We start from the raw sequence: 15,334 nt of genomic DNA, 5'->3' as shown, positions 1-15,334 counted from the left end.
CCACCCGCCCTCTTCACAGCAATACACAAAGGACTTCCCATGAATACAGCAGCTTTCCTCTCCGACTTCCACCACGTGGCCACCATCGGCGCCACCCCCAACAACGGCGTTGACCGCCAGGCGGCCACGGCCGAGGACGCGCAGACGCGCGACTGGTTCGCTGCCTGGGTGCACGACGCCGGGTGGGAACTTCGGGTGGACGGCATCGGCAACATGTTCGGGCTGGTGGAGTGGACGCCGGGTGCACCGTACGTGCTGATCGGATCGCACCTGGACAGCCAGCCGCTGGGCGGCCGCTTCGACGGTGCCTACGGCGTGATCGCCGCACTGCACGCGGCACGCCGGCTGGCTGCGGAGATTGCGGAGGGCGGTGCAGCGCCCCGCTTCAACCTCGCGGTGGTGAACTGGTTCAACGAGGAGGGCGGCCGGTTCGCACCGAGCATCATGGGAAGTTCGGTCTTCGCCGGACTGCTGGAACGCGAACGGATGCTGGACGTCCGGGACCTGCAGGGCGTCACTGTCCGCGAAGCCCTGGCCAGCATCGGATACCTGGGTGCCGCCGAGGGTCCGGACGTGGCGGGCTACGCGGAGATCCACATTGAGCAAGGCCGGATCCTGGAGCGCGAAGGTATCGACATCGGACTCGTGGACAGCAGTTGGTACACGCAGAAGCTGGACATCGAGGTGCTGGGGGAGCAGTCCCACACGGGTGCCACCGCCATGGCGGACAGGCATGACGCCCTGGTGGCGGCGTCCAAGATCATCCTGATGGTGCACGACGTCACCGTCGACTTTGAGGACGAGGCCCTGGTGTCCTCCGTCGGCCAGCTGACCTTGGAACCGAACTCCCCGATCGTGGTGGCACGGAGGGTACATCTCGTGGCGGACCTGCGCTCGGGCGATCCGGAGATCGTCAAGGCGGCCCGGGCCACCCTGCTGGAGAAGATCGAGGTCCTGGCGCGGGAGCACGACATCAAGGTCAACGTGAAGGACTTCGACATCCGTCCCATCCGCCGCTTCCCCGAAACCGGACTGGAACTGGCGGACAAGGTCGCAGCCAACCTGGGGCTCTCCGCCCGGCGGATCCAGACCATGGCCGGCCACGACTCCGTCGCGATGAACACGGTGGCACCGTCCGTCATGCTGTTCATCCCCAGCGTGGACGGTGTCTCGCACTGCGAACGCGAGTTCACCACGGACGGGGACATGGTGGCGGGTGTGGACATGCTGACCGGTGTGGCGCGGGAGCTCGTTGGCGGAGCGCTGGCGTGACGGAGCTGCACTACCTCGACGCCGCCGCTGCTCTGCGGCTCTTCCGTACCAGGGAGCTCTCCCCGGTGGAGCTGATGGAAGCCGTGATTGCACGGACCGAAGCCGTCAACGGGGAAATCAATGCCCTGACGGAAACGCTCTTCGAGGAAGCCCTGCCCGCGGCGAGGCAGGCGGCCGCCAAGTACGCTCGCGGCAGGGACATTACCCCGCTGCTGGGCCTGCCGGTGGCCGCGAAGGAAAAGCACGGGCTCAAGGGCCGGACCCTTTCGCAGGGGCTCGTGGCGCGGAAGGACGAGCTGGCTGCGGAGGATCATCCGGTCATCGACCGGATCCGGCGTGCCGGCGGCATCGTCCACGCCCGCACCACCACGCCCGAATACAGCTGCGCCACAGTCACGCACAGTCCGCTGTGGGGAGTCACCAGGAACCCGTGGAACCTGCAGTTCTCGCCCGGGGGATCCTCGGGCGGATCGGGGGCGGCCCTGGCCGCCGGGCTGGCGCCGCTGGCCACGGCCTCGGACATTGCCGGCTCAACGCGGCTGCCGGCGTCGTTCACGGGAACGGTCGGCTTCAAGGCGCCGTACGGGCGGATCCCCGGCCTGGCGCCGCTCTCCGCCGACCACTACCGCGGCGACGGGCCCATGGCCCGGACCGTCGCGGACACCGCCCTGCTGGCCAACGTCATGGCGGGAAGGCACCCGGGGGACCACACCTCACTCGCGGATTCGCCCGGAATTGCGGTCTCGGGACTGGAAACGCCCGACGGCGGGACTTCCGTCGCGGAGTCTGTCGCCGGGATGAGGATCGCCCTGTGCATCCGGCTGGGGAACTATCCGGTAGCGCCCGACGTCGAGGCCAACACCCGCGCCGTGGCAGCCGCCTTGCGGGACGCAGGGGCTGTCATTGAGGAGGTCGCGCTGCCGTGGACCACGGAGTCCATCAGCTGCACGATGTTCACGCACTTCGGTTACCTGCTCGGGCCGGCCATGGAAGACGAAACCGAGGGGTCAACCGAACTCCTTGCCCCGTACACGCGCCGCTTCATGGCGGACGCCCGGCGGGCGGCTGAAGAAAACCGCTACCTGGAAGGCATCCGCGCCGAAACCCGCCTACAAGCTGAGCTGGCCGCCGCCATGTCCGGCTTCGATGCCCTGATCTGCCCGGCCTCCGCCGTCGCGGCCCTTGATGCGGACGGCATGTACCTTGAGGGGATCGAGACCGGCGGGCTGCAACTCGAGCACTACTGGCAGGGGCACATGACCGCGCCGTTCAACATCGCCAACCGTTGCCCGGTGCTGGCCGTTCCCAGCGGCATGGCGGACTGTGGCATTCCCACGGGCGTGCAGATCGTGGGGCATCCGTTCGACGACGCCACGGTGTTCAGAGTGGGTGCGGCCGTGGAGGCTGTGCGGCCATGGGCGGCGCGGCGGCCGGATATTCTGGCGATGGCTTAGCGGTTCAGTCGGGTACAGCTGAAGGGAATGACTCCCGGAGTGCCGCCAGCAGCTGGTCGAAGACCTCGTCCTCGCTGCCCATGCCGTCCACGCTCAGGAGGATCCCGCGCGCCGAGTACATCGCGGCCACGGGCTCCGTTTCGCGGTAGTACAGCTTCAAGCGGTGCCGGATAACATCCTCGGTATCGTCACTGCGTCCGGTCAATGTGGCCCGCTGGAGGACGCGGCGGACCAGCTCGGCATCGTCCGCCGTCAGTTGCAGTGCTACGTCCAGGGACTGCCCGCTGGCCGTAAGAATCGTGTCCAGTTCAGCAAGCTGGGCGGTGTTGCGGGGATACCCGTCCAGCAGGAAACCGTCCCGCACATCGTGCTGGTCCAGGCGGTCGCGTACCAAACGGTTCGTCAGCCCGTCCGGGACGAGATCGCCCCCGTCCAGATGCGCCTTGACGTCTCGACCAAGCGGCGTCAGGTTCTTCACATGTTCGCGGAAAACATCTCCTGTGGACACCCCGGTGACGCCGAGGTGCCGTGACAAACGGTCCGCCTGGGTGCCTTTTCCGCAGCCCGGAGGACCAATAATCAGCATTCGCAGCATCGAGTCCGCTCCCTGGTGCCGGTGAAAGGTGTTCCACCATGGTGTCGTTCCGGACTCGGCAGCACAAGGCGGGGGATCGGTCGCTGCGGCTCAAGCCGCCGCGGGTCCCTGCACGGTTGTTCGGGGGTGCCGTGTGCAGGGACCCCGCCGTCGGGTTACTTGGCCTGGGGCTTTTCTTGTCCCATGGAGTCGAACAGCAGGGTGGAGGACAGGGCATTGAAGGGCATGGCGACGTTGTGCTCGAGGCCCTTGAGGTGCGCGGCTTTGAGGTCTTTGAGCAGGACGGCGAGGGCGGTTTCGGCGGTCCACTCGGAGACGGAGTCCCAGTTCCGGGCGACCCAGCTGTCGCCGGTGCTGACCTTGAAGAGGTTCAGCAGTTCGGCTTCGGGCAGGTTGTACTGCGCACCGAACTTGAGTCCTTCGGCGACGGCGTTCATGTTGATGCCGAGGACGAGGTTGTTGACCAGCTTCGCGGCCTGGCTGTTGCCTGGTTTGCTGCCGTAGTAGAAGGTGTTGGAGCCGACGGCGTCGAAGTAGGGCCGGGCGGCGGTCACGACGTCTTCTGCTCCGGATGCCATGATCGAGAGCGTGCCGGCCTGGGCGCCCGTGGCGCCGCCGCTGACAGCGGCGGCGATGAGTTTGACGTTGCCTTTTTCCTCGACCTGGGCACCGAGTTCGTTCATCGTGTCGGGGTCCAGGGTGCTCATGACGATGATGGTCACGTCCTTGGGGTTGGCGGAGAGAAGGCCGTCATCGCCCAGGATGACCTCGACGTTCTGGGCGTAGTCGCGGACCATTGAGACGATCGCGTCGTCGGACTTTTCGGCCACTTCCTTCAAGGTTTCGGCGACCGTGACTCCTGCAGCCCTGGCCTTCTCGCGGGATCCTTCGAAGGCGTCGTAACCGATCACTTCGAAGCCGGCCTTGTTCAGGTTCACTGCCATGGGAAGTCCCATGGTGCCAAGTCCTACGAAACCGATTTTCTTGCTCATGATCTGATCCTTTCGTTGTGGTGCTCGATCCCGCTGTTGGTGCGGGATCCATAGCGCCGGGATTTTCTCAGCGCTGATGCATTGGTGTGATCCGCCGCGGTTAGGCGAGGCCGGTGCTGGCCATGATGACGAGGATGACGATTCCGATGTAGTGGGGGACGTGGAAGCTGATGAACCCGCGAACGAAGGAATCCTTCAAGGTGAATCCTGCCAGCCCGTTGAACACGGCGAGGAACCCGTTATGGGGCAGAAGCGATGTTCCGCCGGAGATGGCGATCGCGCGGTGGACGGTCTCCGGGTTCAGCCCCATGTCCAGATACGTCGGTGCGAAGGACTTGACCGCGATGCCTTCCGCGCCGACGGAGGACGCGGTGATACCTGCCAGGACCATCACGCCGACGCTCAGGGAGATGTACGGGTTTCCGGGAATCGAGAGGATCCCGTCGAAGACGGAGGAGAACGCCGGGACGCCGACGGCGAAGCTGCCAAACGCGATGGTGCTGCCGGTGGCCAGTACCGAGGTCAGGGAATCTCCCGTGCCCTGATTGATCACGTCCTTCTGCTTGAGGTATCGCCTGAACAGCACGGCGCTCATCACGATCGCAATCAGAAGCGCGTAGATGATGATCTGTTTGACGAAGCTGAGAGCCAGGATGAGGGCCAGCAGCGTAGCGATGGGCAGAATGCTCACCGCAAACGACGGCCGCTCCCGGGTGAAGATGTCCGACGCGCTCATACCCTCCATATCGGCCTCAAACACCTCGTTCCTCTTCAGGCTTCGGTTCAAGGCCGCCTTCATGTAGATCAGAAGGAACGCAACGGCGGCCACCGTCGTCACGATACCAACCAGCGGTGCAGCCGTCAGGGGTGTTCCCAGGGCGTTCGAGGGAACAACATTGTGCAGCGAAGGCGACCCCGGGATCATCGTCATCGTGAACGTCGCGCCGCCGCCGAAGATCGGAGGGACCACCAGCCCCCAGGAAATGTTGTATTGCTTGAAGATCGGCTTGGCCATGGGGATCAGGATGAAGATCACCACAAAGACGTTGATGCCGCCGAGGGTCAGCACAGCTGAAATAACAAACAGCGCCACCAGCGCCCTGTAGGGGCTGCTGGTACCGACCAGTTTCATGAGCTTCTCTGCAATGGAGAGTGCGGCTCCGCTCTTGTCCATGTACTTCGCCAATATGGCGCCGAACAGGAACACCGGGAAATTGCCCAGGATGAACGAGGCCAGCCCCGACATGTAGGACTTCTCAGCACCGAACATACTGTCGATGAACGGCAGTCCGTTGAACAGAACCACGATCATCGTGGCCACCGGCGCGGCAATAACGAGGCTATAGCCCTTGAAGATAAAGAAGACGAGGCTTGCCAAACCTACGACGATTCCTATCAGTCCCAGTGCATTCATCGCGGTTCGCCGTTCCTCATCCTGCGTCTCCTGTCATTCGCGCACGGAACAGTACTGGTCCATGCACATGTGCATATAAGGTGCACGCCCTGGGTGTGTCATGTGGAGGGACAGGGGCGGGAGGGCTGAAGCCGGCTCGTCGATGATCCCGGGGTACGCCCTTAGATGCGTATGCATCTAGGCTGGCACAAATACTTGAAATGTCAACTAAAGTGTGCGGCCTCACAGCTCTCCCGGCCGTCGGCGCGCTGGAAAGAACCCCCATGCTGAACGAACAGTCACACAATTGTGAGCAAATCCTTCGGCGATCCTCCGCCGGGATGGGTTTTCTGTCGGTAGCTTCGGTGCACCACTAGATGGAAGGTGTACCGAAATGACGATCACTGACTACTTCTCAGGCGTAGCCATCATGCTCGGATCCCTGATAGCCGCTGCGGGGCTATCAGCCGGGATCATTCGTGGCAGGTCCCACCACTAGGGATGTCACCCCGCCAGCCGCCGGGGGCAGGGGGCGCATCTATTGGAGGGTCATCCAGACAAGGCAAAGGCCCCGGGCTTCCAACAAAGAAGACCTTCGGGCATGGTTCAAGTACTCATGCCACGGTGGTTCTCCTGCCCCAGCTCAAGGAGATCGATGTCGACGTTGCCGGTTCCAGGTTTCGGAGAGCCACGCCGCTTCCGGACTTGGGTGGCCAGGTATTCATCGCGCGCGAGGTTGAACGCGTAGGGAGTGAAGAATCCTGAGAGGCCGATGACCCACAATGCGCCCCACTCAGGTCCTTCTCCCGCCCATAAGGGGAGCTGGAACAGCCAGCAGCCACCGATAAACATGCATGCTGAAAAGAGCATGAGAATCCCCATGCCCCACCAGGTGCTGACCTGCGCTTGGCCCCGGCCCGGCGTGAAGCCGATCTCGTCCGAGCGGTAGCTGTGCAGCTCACCCGTCCTGGTTTTGCGGAGAACACGCTTCTCACCGGCTGCGACGGCCCTCTTGTGCTCGGCGTACACGGCATCGTTGCGCCGCTCACGCTCACGGTCGGAAACCATGGTCGCTCCTTTCTGAGGCAGGGGCATGTCTATCAAGGGAGCGGCGTCGTCGTCCACAGAGAGCCTGCAACAAGGTTAGCCTGACGGGCGAAGAGGTAAAGAGGACCAAGCTCCTGCAGGAGTCCCGGGCCTGGTACGGGCGAGGCACAGACGTCTACCACCGTCCCAGACCGAGGGAAGGCCGGAATTTGGGCGGGGCGTAGGGTTGAAGTTGGACGAAAGGAGCACTTCATGAAGAAAATCCTCATGGTACTGACCAGCGTTTCCGAGATAGGCGATACCGGAGAGAAGACCGGCTACAACGTGGCCGAAGCTGCACATCCCTGGAAGGTCTTCAAGGATTCCGGGCATTTCGTCGATTTTGCTTCGATCCAGGGCGGCCAGCCGCCGCGCGACGAGGTGGACGCAGAAGATCCCATCCAGGTCGCCTTCACGGAGGACGAGACCACGCGCGCCGGTCTCTACAACACTGCCCGCGTCGACGTCGTTGATCCCGGACAGTACGACGCCGTCTTCCTCGTCGGAGGCCACGGCACCATGTGGGACTTCCCGGACAGCGAAGGCTTGCAGAATCTGGTGGCCAGCGTCTACAACGCCGGCGGCCTGGTGGGCGCGGTCTGCCACGGACCGGCCGGCCTGCTGAATGTGGAATTGGAGAACGGGTTCCGCCTCGTCGAGGGCCGCAAGGTGGCCGCCTTCACCAACGATGAGGAGGTTGCCGCAGGGAAGGACAAGGTCATCCCGTTCTTTTTGGCAGACCGACTTGAGGAACGGGGCGCCACCCACGTCTCCGCTGATGTCTTTGAGGAGAAGGTCGTGGTTGACGAGCGGCTGGTGACCGGCCAGAACCCGGCCTCAGCCGCCGGCGTGGCCAAGGAGATGGAGAAGCTCTTCGCAGCGGTCATCCATCAGGAAAAGGCCGAGGAGCAGCACGATACGGAGGCTCTGCGCGCCGAGAAGGACGCCGAGAAGAGCGCCAAGAAGGCTGCCGCGGAAGCGGAGCACTAACGCCCGCGGCGGGCTAGCTTCCGGGCAAAGCAGAGGCCCCGGGTTTTCATCGAAGAAAACCCGGGGCCTCGCTACGTGGCGGTGACGGTGGGATTTGAACCCACGTTGGCTTTTACACCAAACAACATTTCGAGTGTTGCACCTTCGGCCGCTCGGACACGTCACCAACCTGAATAGGTTACCGGAGCATGGCTCGCTTCCCCAAAACGAGGGCGCGCCGGGACCGAATGTCTTCCACGCGCACGGCGCGAGGACTAGATTCGTAAGCAAGATGATCAATTCCCAGCAGCACTCCCAGTCCGGTTCCCAAGCCCCGGCCCGAGCCCGGGCCTATTGGACCGTCGGCCACGAGAAGGGCGAACTCCGCACCGAGGACCTGCCCGCGCCAGGTCCCGGCGAAGCCTTGGTCCGTGCCCTTTACTCCGGCATCAGCAAGGGCACCGAAACAGTGGTCCACTGCGGCAACGTGCCACCCAGGGTTGCCGAGCAAATGCGCGCGCCCCTCCAGGAGGGCTCGTTCCCGTCGCCGGTGAAGTTCGGCTACCTCTCCGTGGGAATCGTGGAGCAAGGCCCTGAGGACTGGGTGGGCCGCACGGTGTTCTGCCTGCATCCGCACCAGGACCGGTACATCGTTCCCGTCGAGTCCCTGACCGTGGTCCCGGAAAACGTCCCGGCCCGCCGGGCTGTACTGACCGGCACCGTGGAAACGGCCGTCAACGCGCTGTGGGAAGCCGGACCGCGCCTCGGCGACCGCGTGGCGGTGGTCGGCGCCGGTCTTGTCGGCGGCATGGTGGCCACCCTTCTGCGGACGTTTCCGCTGCAACGGCTCCAGCTGATCGACGTCGATCCCGCCAAGCGCGCCTTCGCCGACGCCCTCGGCGTCGAATTCAGCCACCCCGACGACGCCCTGGCCGACTGCGACATCGTGATCCATTGCTCGGCCTCCCAGGAGGGCCTCGCACGCAGCCTGCAGCTGGTGGGCGACGAGGGGGATGTCATCGAAATGTCCTGGTACGCCGACCGCAAAGTCACCATCCCGCTGGGGGAGGACTTCCACGCCCGCCGGCTCTCCATCCGTGCCAGCCAGGTGGGGGTGGTGGCCCGCGCCCGCCGCCACCGACGGACCAACGCCGACCGCCTGGCGCTCGCAGTGTCCCTGCTCAGCGATCCCGTCTACGATACGTTCCTCACAGGGGCATCGCCCTTTGCGGAACTCCCCGCCGTCGTCCACGAACTGGCCGACGGCCGGCTGGACGCACTCTGCCACGTCATCGAATACCCTTCCGAAACCACCGCCGAAGACAAGAGGTAACCGTTGTTCAGCCTGACCGTCCGCCGCCACTTCATGATTGCCCACAGCCTCCCGCGCGAAGCCTTCGGGCCAGCCCAGGGCCTGCACGGGGCCACCTTCGTAGCGGAGGTGACCTTCCGGCGCCGCGCGCTGAACGACGACGCCATCGTCCTGGATATCGGCGCCGCCGGCGGATTGATCGAAGAAGTGCTGGCCGGACTGAACTACAAGAACCTGGACGAGCACCCTGACTTTGCCGGGAAGCTGAGCACCACCGAGGCGCTGGCACAGTACATCGCCGAGGCCGTGGCAGCCAAGGTCCGCGGCGAAGGGGACGGGCGGGAGCTGGCCGGACTGGCCGTCACCCTTCGAGAAAACCCGGACGCCTGGGCGTCGTTCTCACTCGACTTCGACGCCGAGTAGCGCGCTGTGGCTGAGCCCTCCCCGGCTAGCCCGGCGGTTCGGCTGATCGTGCCGGGCAATGTGCGGCACAACTCAGGGGGCAATGCCTACAACGCCGCACTGGCCCGCGGGCTCAGCGATCTCGGGGTTGCCGTGGACATCCGTCCCGTTGACGGCCACTGGCCGGTGGGCAGCACGGAAGAACGACGCCGGCTGGCAGGTTTGCTGCTCGACGACGGGGACCCCGGCGTCGCCGGCGCCCGCAACGGAGCCGGGATGGCGGTACCGCCGGTGACCATCGTGGACGGACTGGTCGCGCTGGGTGCGCCGCACGCATTGGAAGAGGCCGCGGCCGCTGGCAAGCAGGCCTGGATCCTGGTGCACATGCCGCTCCCGGAGCACCAGGACCTCGAGCGGCGGGCCCTGGCAGCCGCTGCAGGTGTCATCTGCACCAGTTCGACGGCGGCCTCCGAGCTCCGGTCCCGGCACAGTTCAGAGCCAAACAGTTCAGTGCCAAACAGTTCAGCCCAGATCCACGTAGCGCTGCCCGGCACTTCCGCCGCTCCACTGGCTGCCGGCTCCAGCCCGCCCCACTTCGTGGCCGTAGCCGCCCTGCTGCCGAACAAGAATCAGCTCCTGCTGCTGGAGGCCCTCGCCGGGATCAGGGACCTGCGCTGGACCGCCGCGCTGGTGGGCTCCGATTCCGCGGATCCGGCGTACGCGGACGCCGTTCGCGGCGCGATCATCAGACTGGGCCTGACGGACCGGGTCTCAGTCCAGGGAGAGCTCACCGGGCAGGCCCTCGAAGAAGCGTGGAACCGCGCGGATCTCAGCCTGCTCATTTCGCGGGCAGAGGCGTACGGAATGGTGGTCACCGAGTCGCTCGCCCGCGGAATCCCGGTGCTGGTGAGGGACGGCACCGGCGCCGTCGAGGCGCTCGCAGCCGGGTCGACGTCCCGGTCAGAAGCTCCCGACGACGGCGGCCCGGCCACCCTGCCGGGCGCCGCCGTCGTACTGGGCACGGACCCTGCACCGCTGGAAGCTGCACTGCGCACCTGGCTGACCGCCCCTGAACTCCGCTCGCACTGGCGCGAAGCGGCACAGTCTGTACGGAAACGGCTGCCCGGCTGGGACGCCGCGGCCAGGACCGTGCTGGACGCCATCGAAGCGGCTAGCTGACCTGCCGGTGGCCAGCGAAGAAATCCCGGAGCAGCGTGGCGCACTCCTGCTCGCGGACTCCGGCGTAGACCTCCACCCAGTGGTTCAGGCGGCGCTCGCGAAGAATGTCGAACACCGAGCCGGCGGCCCCTGCTTTCTCGTCCCATGCCCCGAAGACCACACGGGGAATCCGGGCCAGGACAATTGCTCCGGCGCACATGGCGCAGGGCTCCAGGGTCACCACGAGGGTGCAGTCCGCCAGCCTCCAGCCGTCACCTGCGCCGCCATTCGCCGCTCCCAACGCCTGCAGCCGGGCGGCCGCCTCGCGGATCGCCACCATCTCCGCGTGCGCGGTGGGATCGCCGTGCGCCTCCCGTTCGTTCCTTCCGGTACCCAGGACATCGCCGTCGGGGCCGATGACGACGGCGCCGATCGGCACGTCCTCGGTGCCCAGCGCCCGTCGAGCCTCCGCCAGGGCAAGGCCCATCCACTGGGCATGGCGCGGCTCCGGGGAAGTCATGGCTCAATGATAGTTTCGAAGATACGGAAGGCGCAGGCGACGGATGAGCTCGGGAGACGACGTGAAGACCTTTACTGACCACTTCAACGATCGGTGGGGCCGGTGGGTGATGCCTTACGCGGCCCTCTGGATCACCATGTTGGTTGGCGGCGTGATCGTCGTGACTCTGGCGTTCCTGGGCGCCGAAGTCTACGACGACGTGGTGGACGAGGCCGGCCTCGCCAACCTGGACAAGCCCGCGCTGTCGCTGTCCGAGGACCTGAGGACCCCCTGGCTGAATTCCGCCGTCACTGCCTTCACCAATGTTGGCGGCGGGATCGGCATGCCGATTGTCGGCAGCGTCCTGACGGCGTGGCTGACGTTCGCGGGACGCACCTGGCGCCCCCTCATCCTGGTGGGCGGCGCAGCGGCTGCTTCGGTCACTGCAACCACGTTTGGCAAGAAGCTCGTTGGCCGCACCCGTCCTGACCATACAGACGCTGTGCCGCCCTACGAAGATTCGCCGTCGTTCCCCAGCGGGCATACCCTCAACACCACCGTCGTGATCGGGCTGGTGGTCTATCTGGCCTGCCTGCAGATCCAGCGGACCGTCGCGCGGGTGTCCATGATCACGGCCGGCTCGCTGTTCATCGTGGCCATGGGCCTGAGCAGGGTGTTCCTCGGCCATCACTGGCTGACCGATGTGATTGCCGGGTGGCTCCTGGGCTTCGCCTGGGTGGGCATAGTGATCCTGGCCCACAGGCTCTTCCATCACATACGGCACCGCGAGCACGCAGGGCCGGCTCCGACGTTCGACCACCCGGTGCTCCGGGACGAACCGGGTGCGCGCCGCAGCGGGTGATAGTTTTGACGCATGCGCACACTCGTCGTGGACCACCCGCTGGTCGCTCACAAGCTCACCGTTCTGCGGGACAAAAACACCCCCTCCCCGGTCTTCCGGCAACTCACCGAGGAGCTTGTTACGCTCCTTGCCTATGAGGCCACCCGGGACGTCCGCACCGAGTCTGTCACCATCGAAACTCCGGTTAGCACAACAGTCGGCACGGCGTTCACCAAGCCCACGCCCCTGGTGGTGCCCATCCTCCGCGCCGGCCTGGGCATGCTCGAAGGCATGACCAAGCTCGTGCCCACGGCCGAGGTCGGTTTCCTGGGGATGGCCCGCGACGAGGAAACCCTGGACATCATCACCTACGCCGAACGCCTCCCCGAGGACCTCACGGACCGGCAGATCTTCGTCCTGGACCCCATGCTCGCCACCGGTGGCACGTTGCGCGAGGCCATCAAGTTCCTCTTCAAGCGCGGTGCCTCGGACGTGACGTGCATCTGCCTCCTGGCCGCGCCCGAGGGGCTGGCCAAACTGGAGGAAGAACTCTCGGACGCGAACGTGACCATCGTCCTGGCGTCCATTGACGAGAAACTCAACGAGAAGTCCTACATCGTGCCCGGCCTCGGCGACGCCGGAGACCGCCTCTACGGCATCGCCGGCTAGTATCGCCGGCTGGCGGGGAAGCCGGCTAGTATCACCGGCTGAAGGCGGAGCCTCCCGGCGGAGGCGAGTGCCTCTTCCCGTTTCCCGCCGCCGCAGCTAGCCTGTGGCCCATGGACTGGAAACTTGAACTGGTGTTTGTCCCTGTGTCCGATGTGGACCGTGCCAAGGATTTTTACGTCAACAAGGTGGGTTCAACGCCGACTTTGACGAGCGGCCCGTGGATGGCATCCGCTTCGTGCAGTTGACCCCGCCCGGCTCGGCCTGCTCGATCGCCATCGGCGAGGGCCTCAGCGATGCCCCTCCCGGTTCTGCTCCCAACCTCCAGGTCGTGGTGAGCGACATCCAGGCAGCGCATGATCAGCTGAAGGATAACGGCGTGGACGTCAGCGACATCGACATCCAGGACTGGGGACACTTCGTCTACTTCGCCGATCCCGACGGCAACAAGTGGGCCGTCCAGTACCTGCCCAACCGCCCCAACGGCTAAGTCGCACGATCCTTCGCCGCCGCCATGTGGGGCAGTATGGAAGGCATGAGCTTTCACCCCGACCCCACCGCCCCGGCCGTCCGCGCATCTTCCGCCGCCACCCTGACCGCGCGGGCAGTGCTGTTCGACATGGACGGGACCCTGGTTGATTCCACGGCCATTGTGGAGCAGGTATGGGGCGAATTCGCGGCCCGCTACGGCCTCGATATCGGCGAGATCCTCCGGACCTCGCACGGTGTGCAGGCAGGGGACACAGTGCGGCGGTTTGCGCCTGCAGGCACTGACGTTGTGGCCTTGACCGCGGAACTCGGTGCCATGGAGCGGGTCCGGACCGAAGGTATCGTCGCCCTGCCCGGTGCCGCTGAACTGCTGCGCAGCCTCCCGGCGGATTCCGTGGCGCTGGTGACTTCAGCGGACCGGATCCTGGCGGATATCCGGATGGGGGCCGCGGGCCTGGCCATGCCGGCCACCGCCGTCACGGCCGATCTTGTCAGCCGGGGCAAGCCGCACCCGGAAGGCTACCTCCGCGCCGCCGAACTGCTCGGCGTGGACCCGGCCGATGCGGTGGTCTTTGAGGACGCTCCCGCAGGGATTGCCGCCGGACTAGCCGCCGGGATCCGGACCGTTGCCATCGGGCCCAACACGGGCCCGTTGCCGGACGGCGTCCTGCACCTGGCCGATTATTCCGCGGTGTCCGTGACTGTGGACGTGGACGACGCCGGAGCCAGGGCGGTTTGCTTCCGGTTCTGACGGCTAAACGGCTCTTCGGTGGTCCAGGACCGTCTGGTCAAGTACTCTCAGGAGGGACGGCTGACTCTATCTTGGGGGGATAGGATGACCGAGATTCCAATTGACGGCGCCAGGGGCACCGTGGAACTGCGACACGGAGTTTTACATGTGCGGTGGATTCCAGACTTGGCCATCTGCGAGGAAACCGCTGTGGCCGCCCTGTCGGCCGTCAACGAGTTGAGCTGCGGGCGTCCTTTCCCGATGCTGGTGGACATGGCCGCGACGGCGTCCATGAGCCGCGGTGCACGGCGTGTTTTTGCCCGTCCCAGTTCGGTGGCAAAGGTGGCGCTCCTCGGATCATCCCCGGTGGACCGCGCAATCGCCAACTTCTTCCTCAGTATTCATGCCCCTGCGGCTCCGACGCGGTACTTCACCTGCGCGAAGGAAGCCATGGGGTGGCTTAAGGACGCTTAGCCGTTACACCGGCGACGGTGTTCACCGGGCCAGGCGGGAGCGAAGCGCCGCTACGGGAATGCGGCCGCCAGCCAGGTCCCGGGTAAGGCGGACTATGCCGCGCAGGTCGGCGAGGGCTGTCTGCACAAGGTCCACGCCGGCGTCGGCACCGCTTGTCCAGTCCACCGGGACCTCGTGCACGCGGAGTCCGCATCTTTCGGCCAGGACAAGAAGTTCGGTGTCGAAGAACCACTCATTGTCCGCGGTGTGCGGAAGGATGTGCCGGCCAACATCTGCGCGGACGGCCTTGAAACCGCACTGTGCATCGCTGAAACGTGCTCCCATCAGCGCATGCAGCAGAAAGTTGTAGCTGCGGGAAATGAACTCACGCCAAGGTCCGCGGACAGCACGGGACGTCCGCGCCAGCCGTGTTCCGATCGCCACATCGGAATGTCCGGAAAGGAGCGGTGCCACCAGCGGAGCGAGCGCGGCGAGGTCGGCGGAAAGATTCACGTCCATGTAGGCCAACACGGGTGAAGGCGAGTCCAGCCATACGTTCCGAAGGGCGTTTCCCCGGCCCCTGGCGGCAAGCCGGACCACAGTGACTTCCCGGAGTTCCCGGGCCACTCGCTCGGCTGCCTGAAGCGTGTCGTCGGTGCTGGCATTGTCCGCCACGGTAATCCGGAAGGGGTATGGAAAAGTGGCGAGCAGGTAGGCGTGCAGCCGCCGCAAAGACGGCTCCACATCCTGTTGCTCGTTGAACACCGGGAGGACCACATCCAGCACGGGGGCGTCGGTTCCTGCTTCCGCCATGGCCCGTGTGTCAACAGGGGCCCGGCGGACGTATCCCGTCCCGGGCCGCAGCGGTGTGTCGCCCTGCGCGGCATCGACGGCGGCCCGCGGGTGCGGAAAGGTTCCCGTGGCCAGGTGTGTGAGCGTCATGGTTCAACTATGGAACCGGCGCATATGAAGGATTTAGGCCAAAGCTGTGCACCGGCTGTGGGAGTTGCCGGAGGCCCCGAA

General features: G+C 65.4%; 16 protein-coding genes, 1 tRNA gene and 1 pseudogene. 11 read left to right on the top strand and 7 right to left on the bottom strand.

Annotated elements, in window-relative coordinates:
- Window positions 1–39: 39 nt before the first annotated feature.
- Window positions 40–1,272, top strand: a complete 1,233-nt coding sequence (locus WMN78_RS08555) for a M20 family metallo-hydrolase (RefSeq protein ID WP_340533329.1) — start codon at window positions 40–42, stop codon at window positions 1,270–1,272.
- On the top strand, window positions 1,269–2,726 hold the full coding sequence (locus tag WMN78_RS08550; RefSeq protein ID WP_340533328.1) for an amidase: 1,458 nt from the start codon (window positions 1,269–1,271) through the stop codon (window positions 2,724–2,726). Before WMN78_RS08555 ends, WMN78_RS08550 begins: the two co-directional genes overlap by 4 nt.
- Window positions 2,727–2,730: 4 nt before the next feature.
- Here WMN78_RS08550 and WMN78_RS08545 read toward each other — a convergent pair whose 3' ends face one another.
- The 4 genes from WMN78_RS08545 to WMN78_RS08530 form a co-directional block, all read right to left on the bottom strand.
- Window positions 2,731–3,321, bottom strand: a complete 591-nt coding sequence (locus tag WMN78_RS08545; RefSeq protein ID WP_340533327.1) for an adenylate kinase — start codon at window positions 3,319–3,321, stop codon at window positions 2,731–2,733.
- 155 nt (window positions 3,322–3,476) lie between these two features.
- Entirely contained in the window at window positions 3,477–4,361 is an 885-nt protein-coding gene (locus tag WMN78_RS08540; protein WP_340533342.1) for an NAD(P)-dependent oxidoreductase, read from the bottom strand.
- Between the two features lie 52 nt (window positions 4,362–4,413).
- Complete coding sequence (locus WMN78_RS08535) at window positions 4,414–5,727, bottom strand: hypothetical protein (protein WP_340533326.1); 1,314 nt, start codon at window positions 5,725–5,727, stop codon at window positions 4,414–4,416.
- Window positions 5,728–6,312: 585 nt separating this feature from the next.
- Complete coding sequence (locus WMN78_RS08530) at window positions 6,313–6,774, bottom strand: hypothetical protein (RefSeq protein ID WP_340533325.1); 462 nt, start codon at window positions 6,772–6,774, stop codon at window positions 6,313–6,315.
- 231 nt (window positions 6,775–7,005) lie between these two features.
- On the opposite strand from WMN78_RS08530, the gene WMN78_RS08525 reads away from it, so the two are divergent.
- The gene (locus tag WMN78_RS08525) at window positions 7,006–7,782 is read left to right on the top strand and encodes a type 1 glutamine amidotransferase domain-containing protein (protein ID WP_340533323.1); all 777 of its coding nucleotides are present in this window, start codon (window positions 7,006–7,008) and stop codon (window positions 7,780–7,782) included.
- 76 nt (window positions 7,783–7,858) lie between these two features.
- Here WMN78_RS08525 and WMN78_RS08520 read toward each other — a convergent pair.
- Window positions 7,859–7,948: transfer RNA gene (locus WMN78_RS08520), tRNA-Ser, on the bottom strand.
- Window positions 7,949–8,053: 105 nt separating this feature from the next.
- Between WMN78_RS08520 and WMN78_RS08515 the strand changes: the two genes are divergently transcribed.
- The 3 genes from WMN78_RS08515 to WMN78_RS08505 are packed head-to-tail and all read left to right on the top strand — an operon-like array spanning window position 8,054 to window position 10,654.
- A complete protein-coding gene (locus tag WMN78_RS08515; RefSeq protein ID WP_340533321.1) occupies window positions 8,054–9,094 on the top strand; it encodes a dehydrogenase in 1,041 nt (346 codons plus the stop codon).
- Between the two features lie 3 nt (window positions 9,095–9,097).
- The gene (locus WMN78_RS08510) at window positions 9,098–9,496 is read left to right on the top strand and encodes a 6-carboxytetrahydropterin synthase (protein ID WP_340533319.1); all 399 of its coding nucleotides are present in this window, start codon (window positions 9,098–9,100) and stop codon (window positions 9,494–9,496) included.
- Window positions 9,497–9,502: 6 nt separating this feature from the next.
- A complete protein-coding gene (locus WMN78_RS08505; RefSeq protein ID WP_340533317.1) occupies window positions 9,503–10,654 on the top strand; it encodes a glycosyltransferase family 4 protein in 1,152 nt (383 codons plus the stop codon).
- Here WMN78_RS08505 and tadA read toward each other — a convergent pair.
- A complete protein-coding gene (gene tadA / locus WMN78_RS08500; protein ID WP_340533315.1) occupies window positions 10,647–11,153 on the bottom strand; it encodes a tRNA adenosine(34) deaminase TadA in 507 nt (168 codons plus the stop codon). The genes WMN78_RS08505 and tadA overlap by 8 nt on opposite strands.
- A 43-nt stretch (window positions 11,154–11,196) precedes the next feature.
- Between tadA and WMN78_RS08495 the strand changes: the two genes are divergently transcribed.
- The 5 genes and pseudogenes from WMN78_RS08495 (at window position 11,197) to WMN78_RS08475 (ending at window position 14,332) form a co-directional block, all read left to right on the top strand.
- Window positions 11,197–11,994, top strand: coding sequence for a phosphatase PAP2 family protein (locus WMN78_RS08495; RefSeq protein ID WP_425341136.1), 798 nt, complete (start codon window positions 11,197–11,199; stop codon window positions 11,992–11,994).
- Between the two features lie 12 nt (window positions 11,995–12,006).
- Entirely contained in the window at window positions 12,007–12,642 is a 636-nt protein-coding gene (gene upp, locus WMN78_RS08490) for a uracil phosphoribosyltransferase (protein WP_340533313.1), read from the top strand.
- A 110-nt stretch (window positions 12,643–12,752) separates the two neighbouring features.
- Window positions 12,753–13,129: pseudogene (locus WMN78_RS08485) on the top strand (VOC family protein).
- Between the two features lie 45 nt (window positions 13,130–13,174).
- Window positions 13,175–13,879 carry an HAD-IA family hydrolase gene (locus WMN78_RS08480; RefSeq protein ID WP_340533311.1) on the top strand — a complete coding sequence of 235 codons (705 nt, stop codon included), beginning with the start codon at window positions 13,175–13,177 and terminating at the stop codon, window positions 13,877–13,879.
- Window positions 13,880–13,963: 84 nt separating this feature from the next.
- Window positions 13,964–14,332, top strand: coding sequence for an STAS/SEC14 domain-containing protein (locus tag WMN78_RS08475; RefSeq protein ID WP_340533309.1), 369 nt, complete (start codon window positions 13,964–13,966; stop codon window positions 14,330–14,332).
- Between the two features lie 21 nt (window positions 14,333–14,353).
- Here WMN78_RS08475 and WMN78_RS08470 read toward each other — a convergent pair whose 3' ends face one another.
- Window positions 14,354–15,253, bottom strand: a complete 900-nt coding sequence (locus WMN78_RS08470) for a glycosyltransferase (protein ID WP_340533307.1) — start codon at window positions 15,251–15,253, stop codon at window positions 14,354–14,356.
- Window positions 15,254–15,334: the final 81 nt, after the last annotated feature.

The organism is Arthrobacter oryzae (genome assembly GCF_037911235.1).
Classification (GTDB): domain Bacteria; phylum Actinomycetota; class Actinomycetes; order Actinomycetales; family Micrococcaceae; genus Arthrobacter; species Arthrobacter oryzae_E.
Note: the sequence above shows the minus strand (reverse complement) of the source record. Positions and strands in the feature narration are given on the sequence as shown.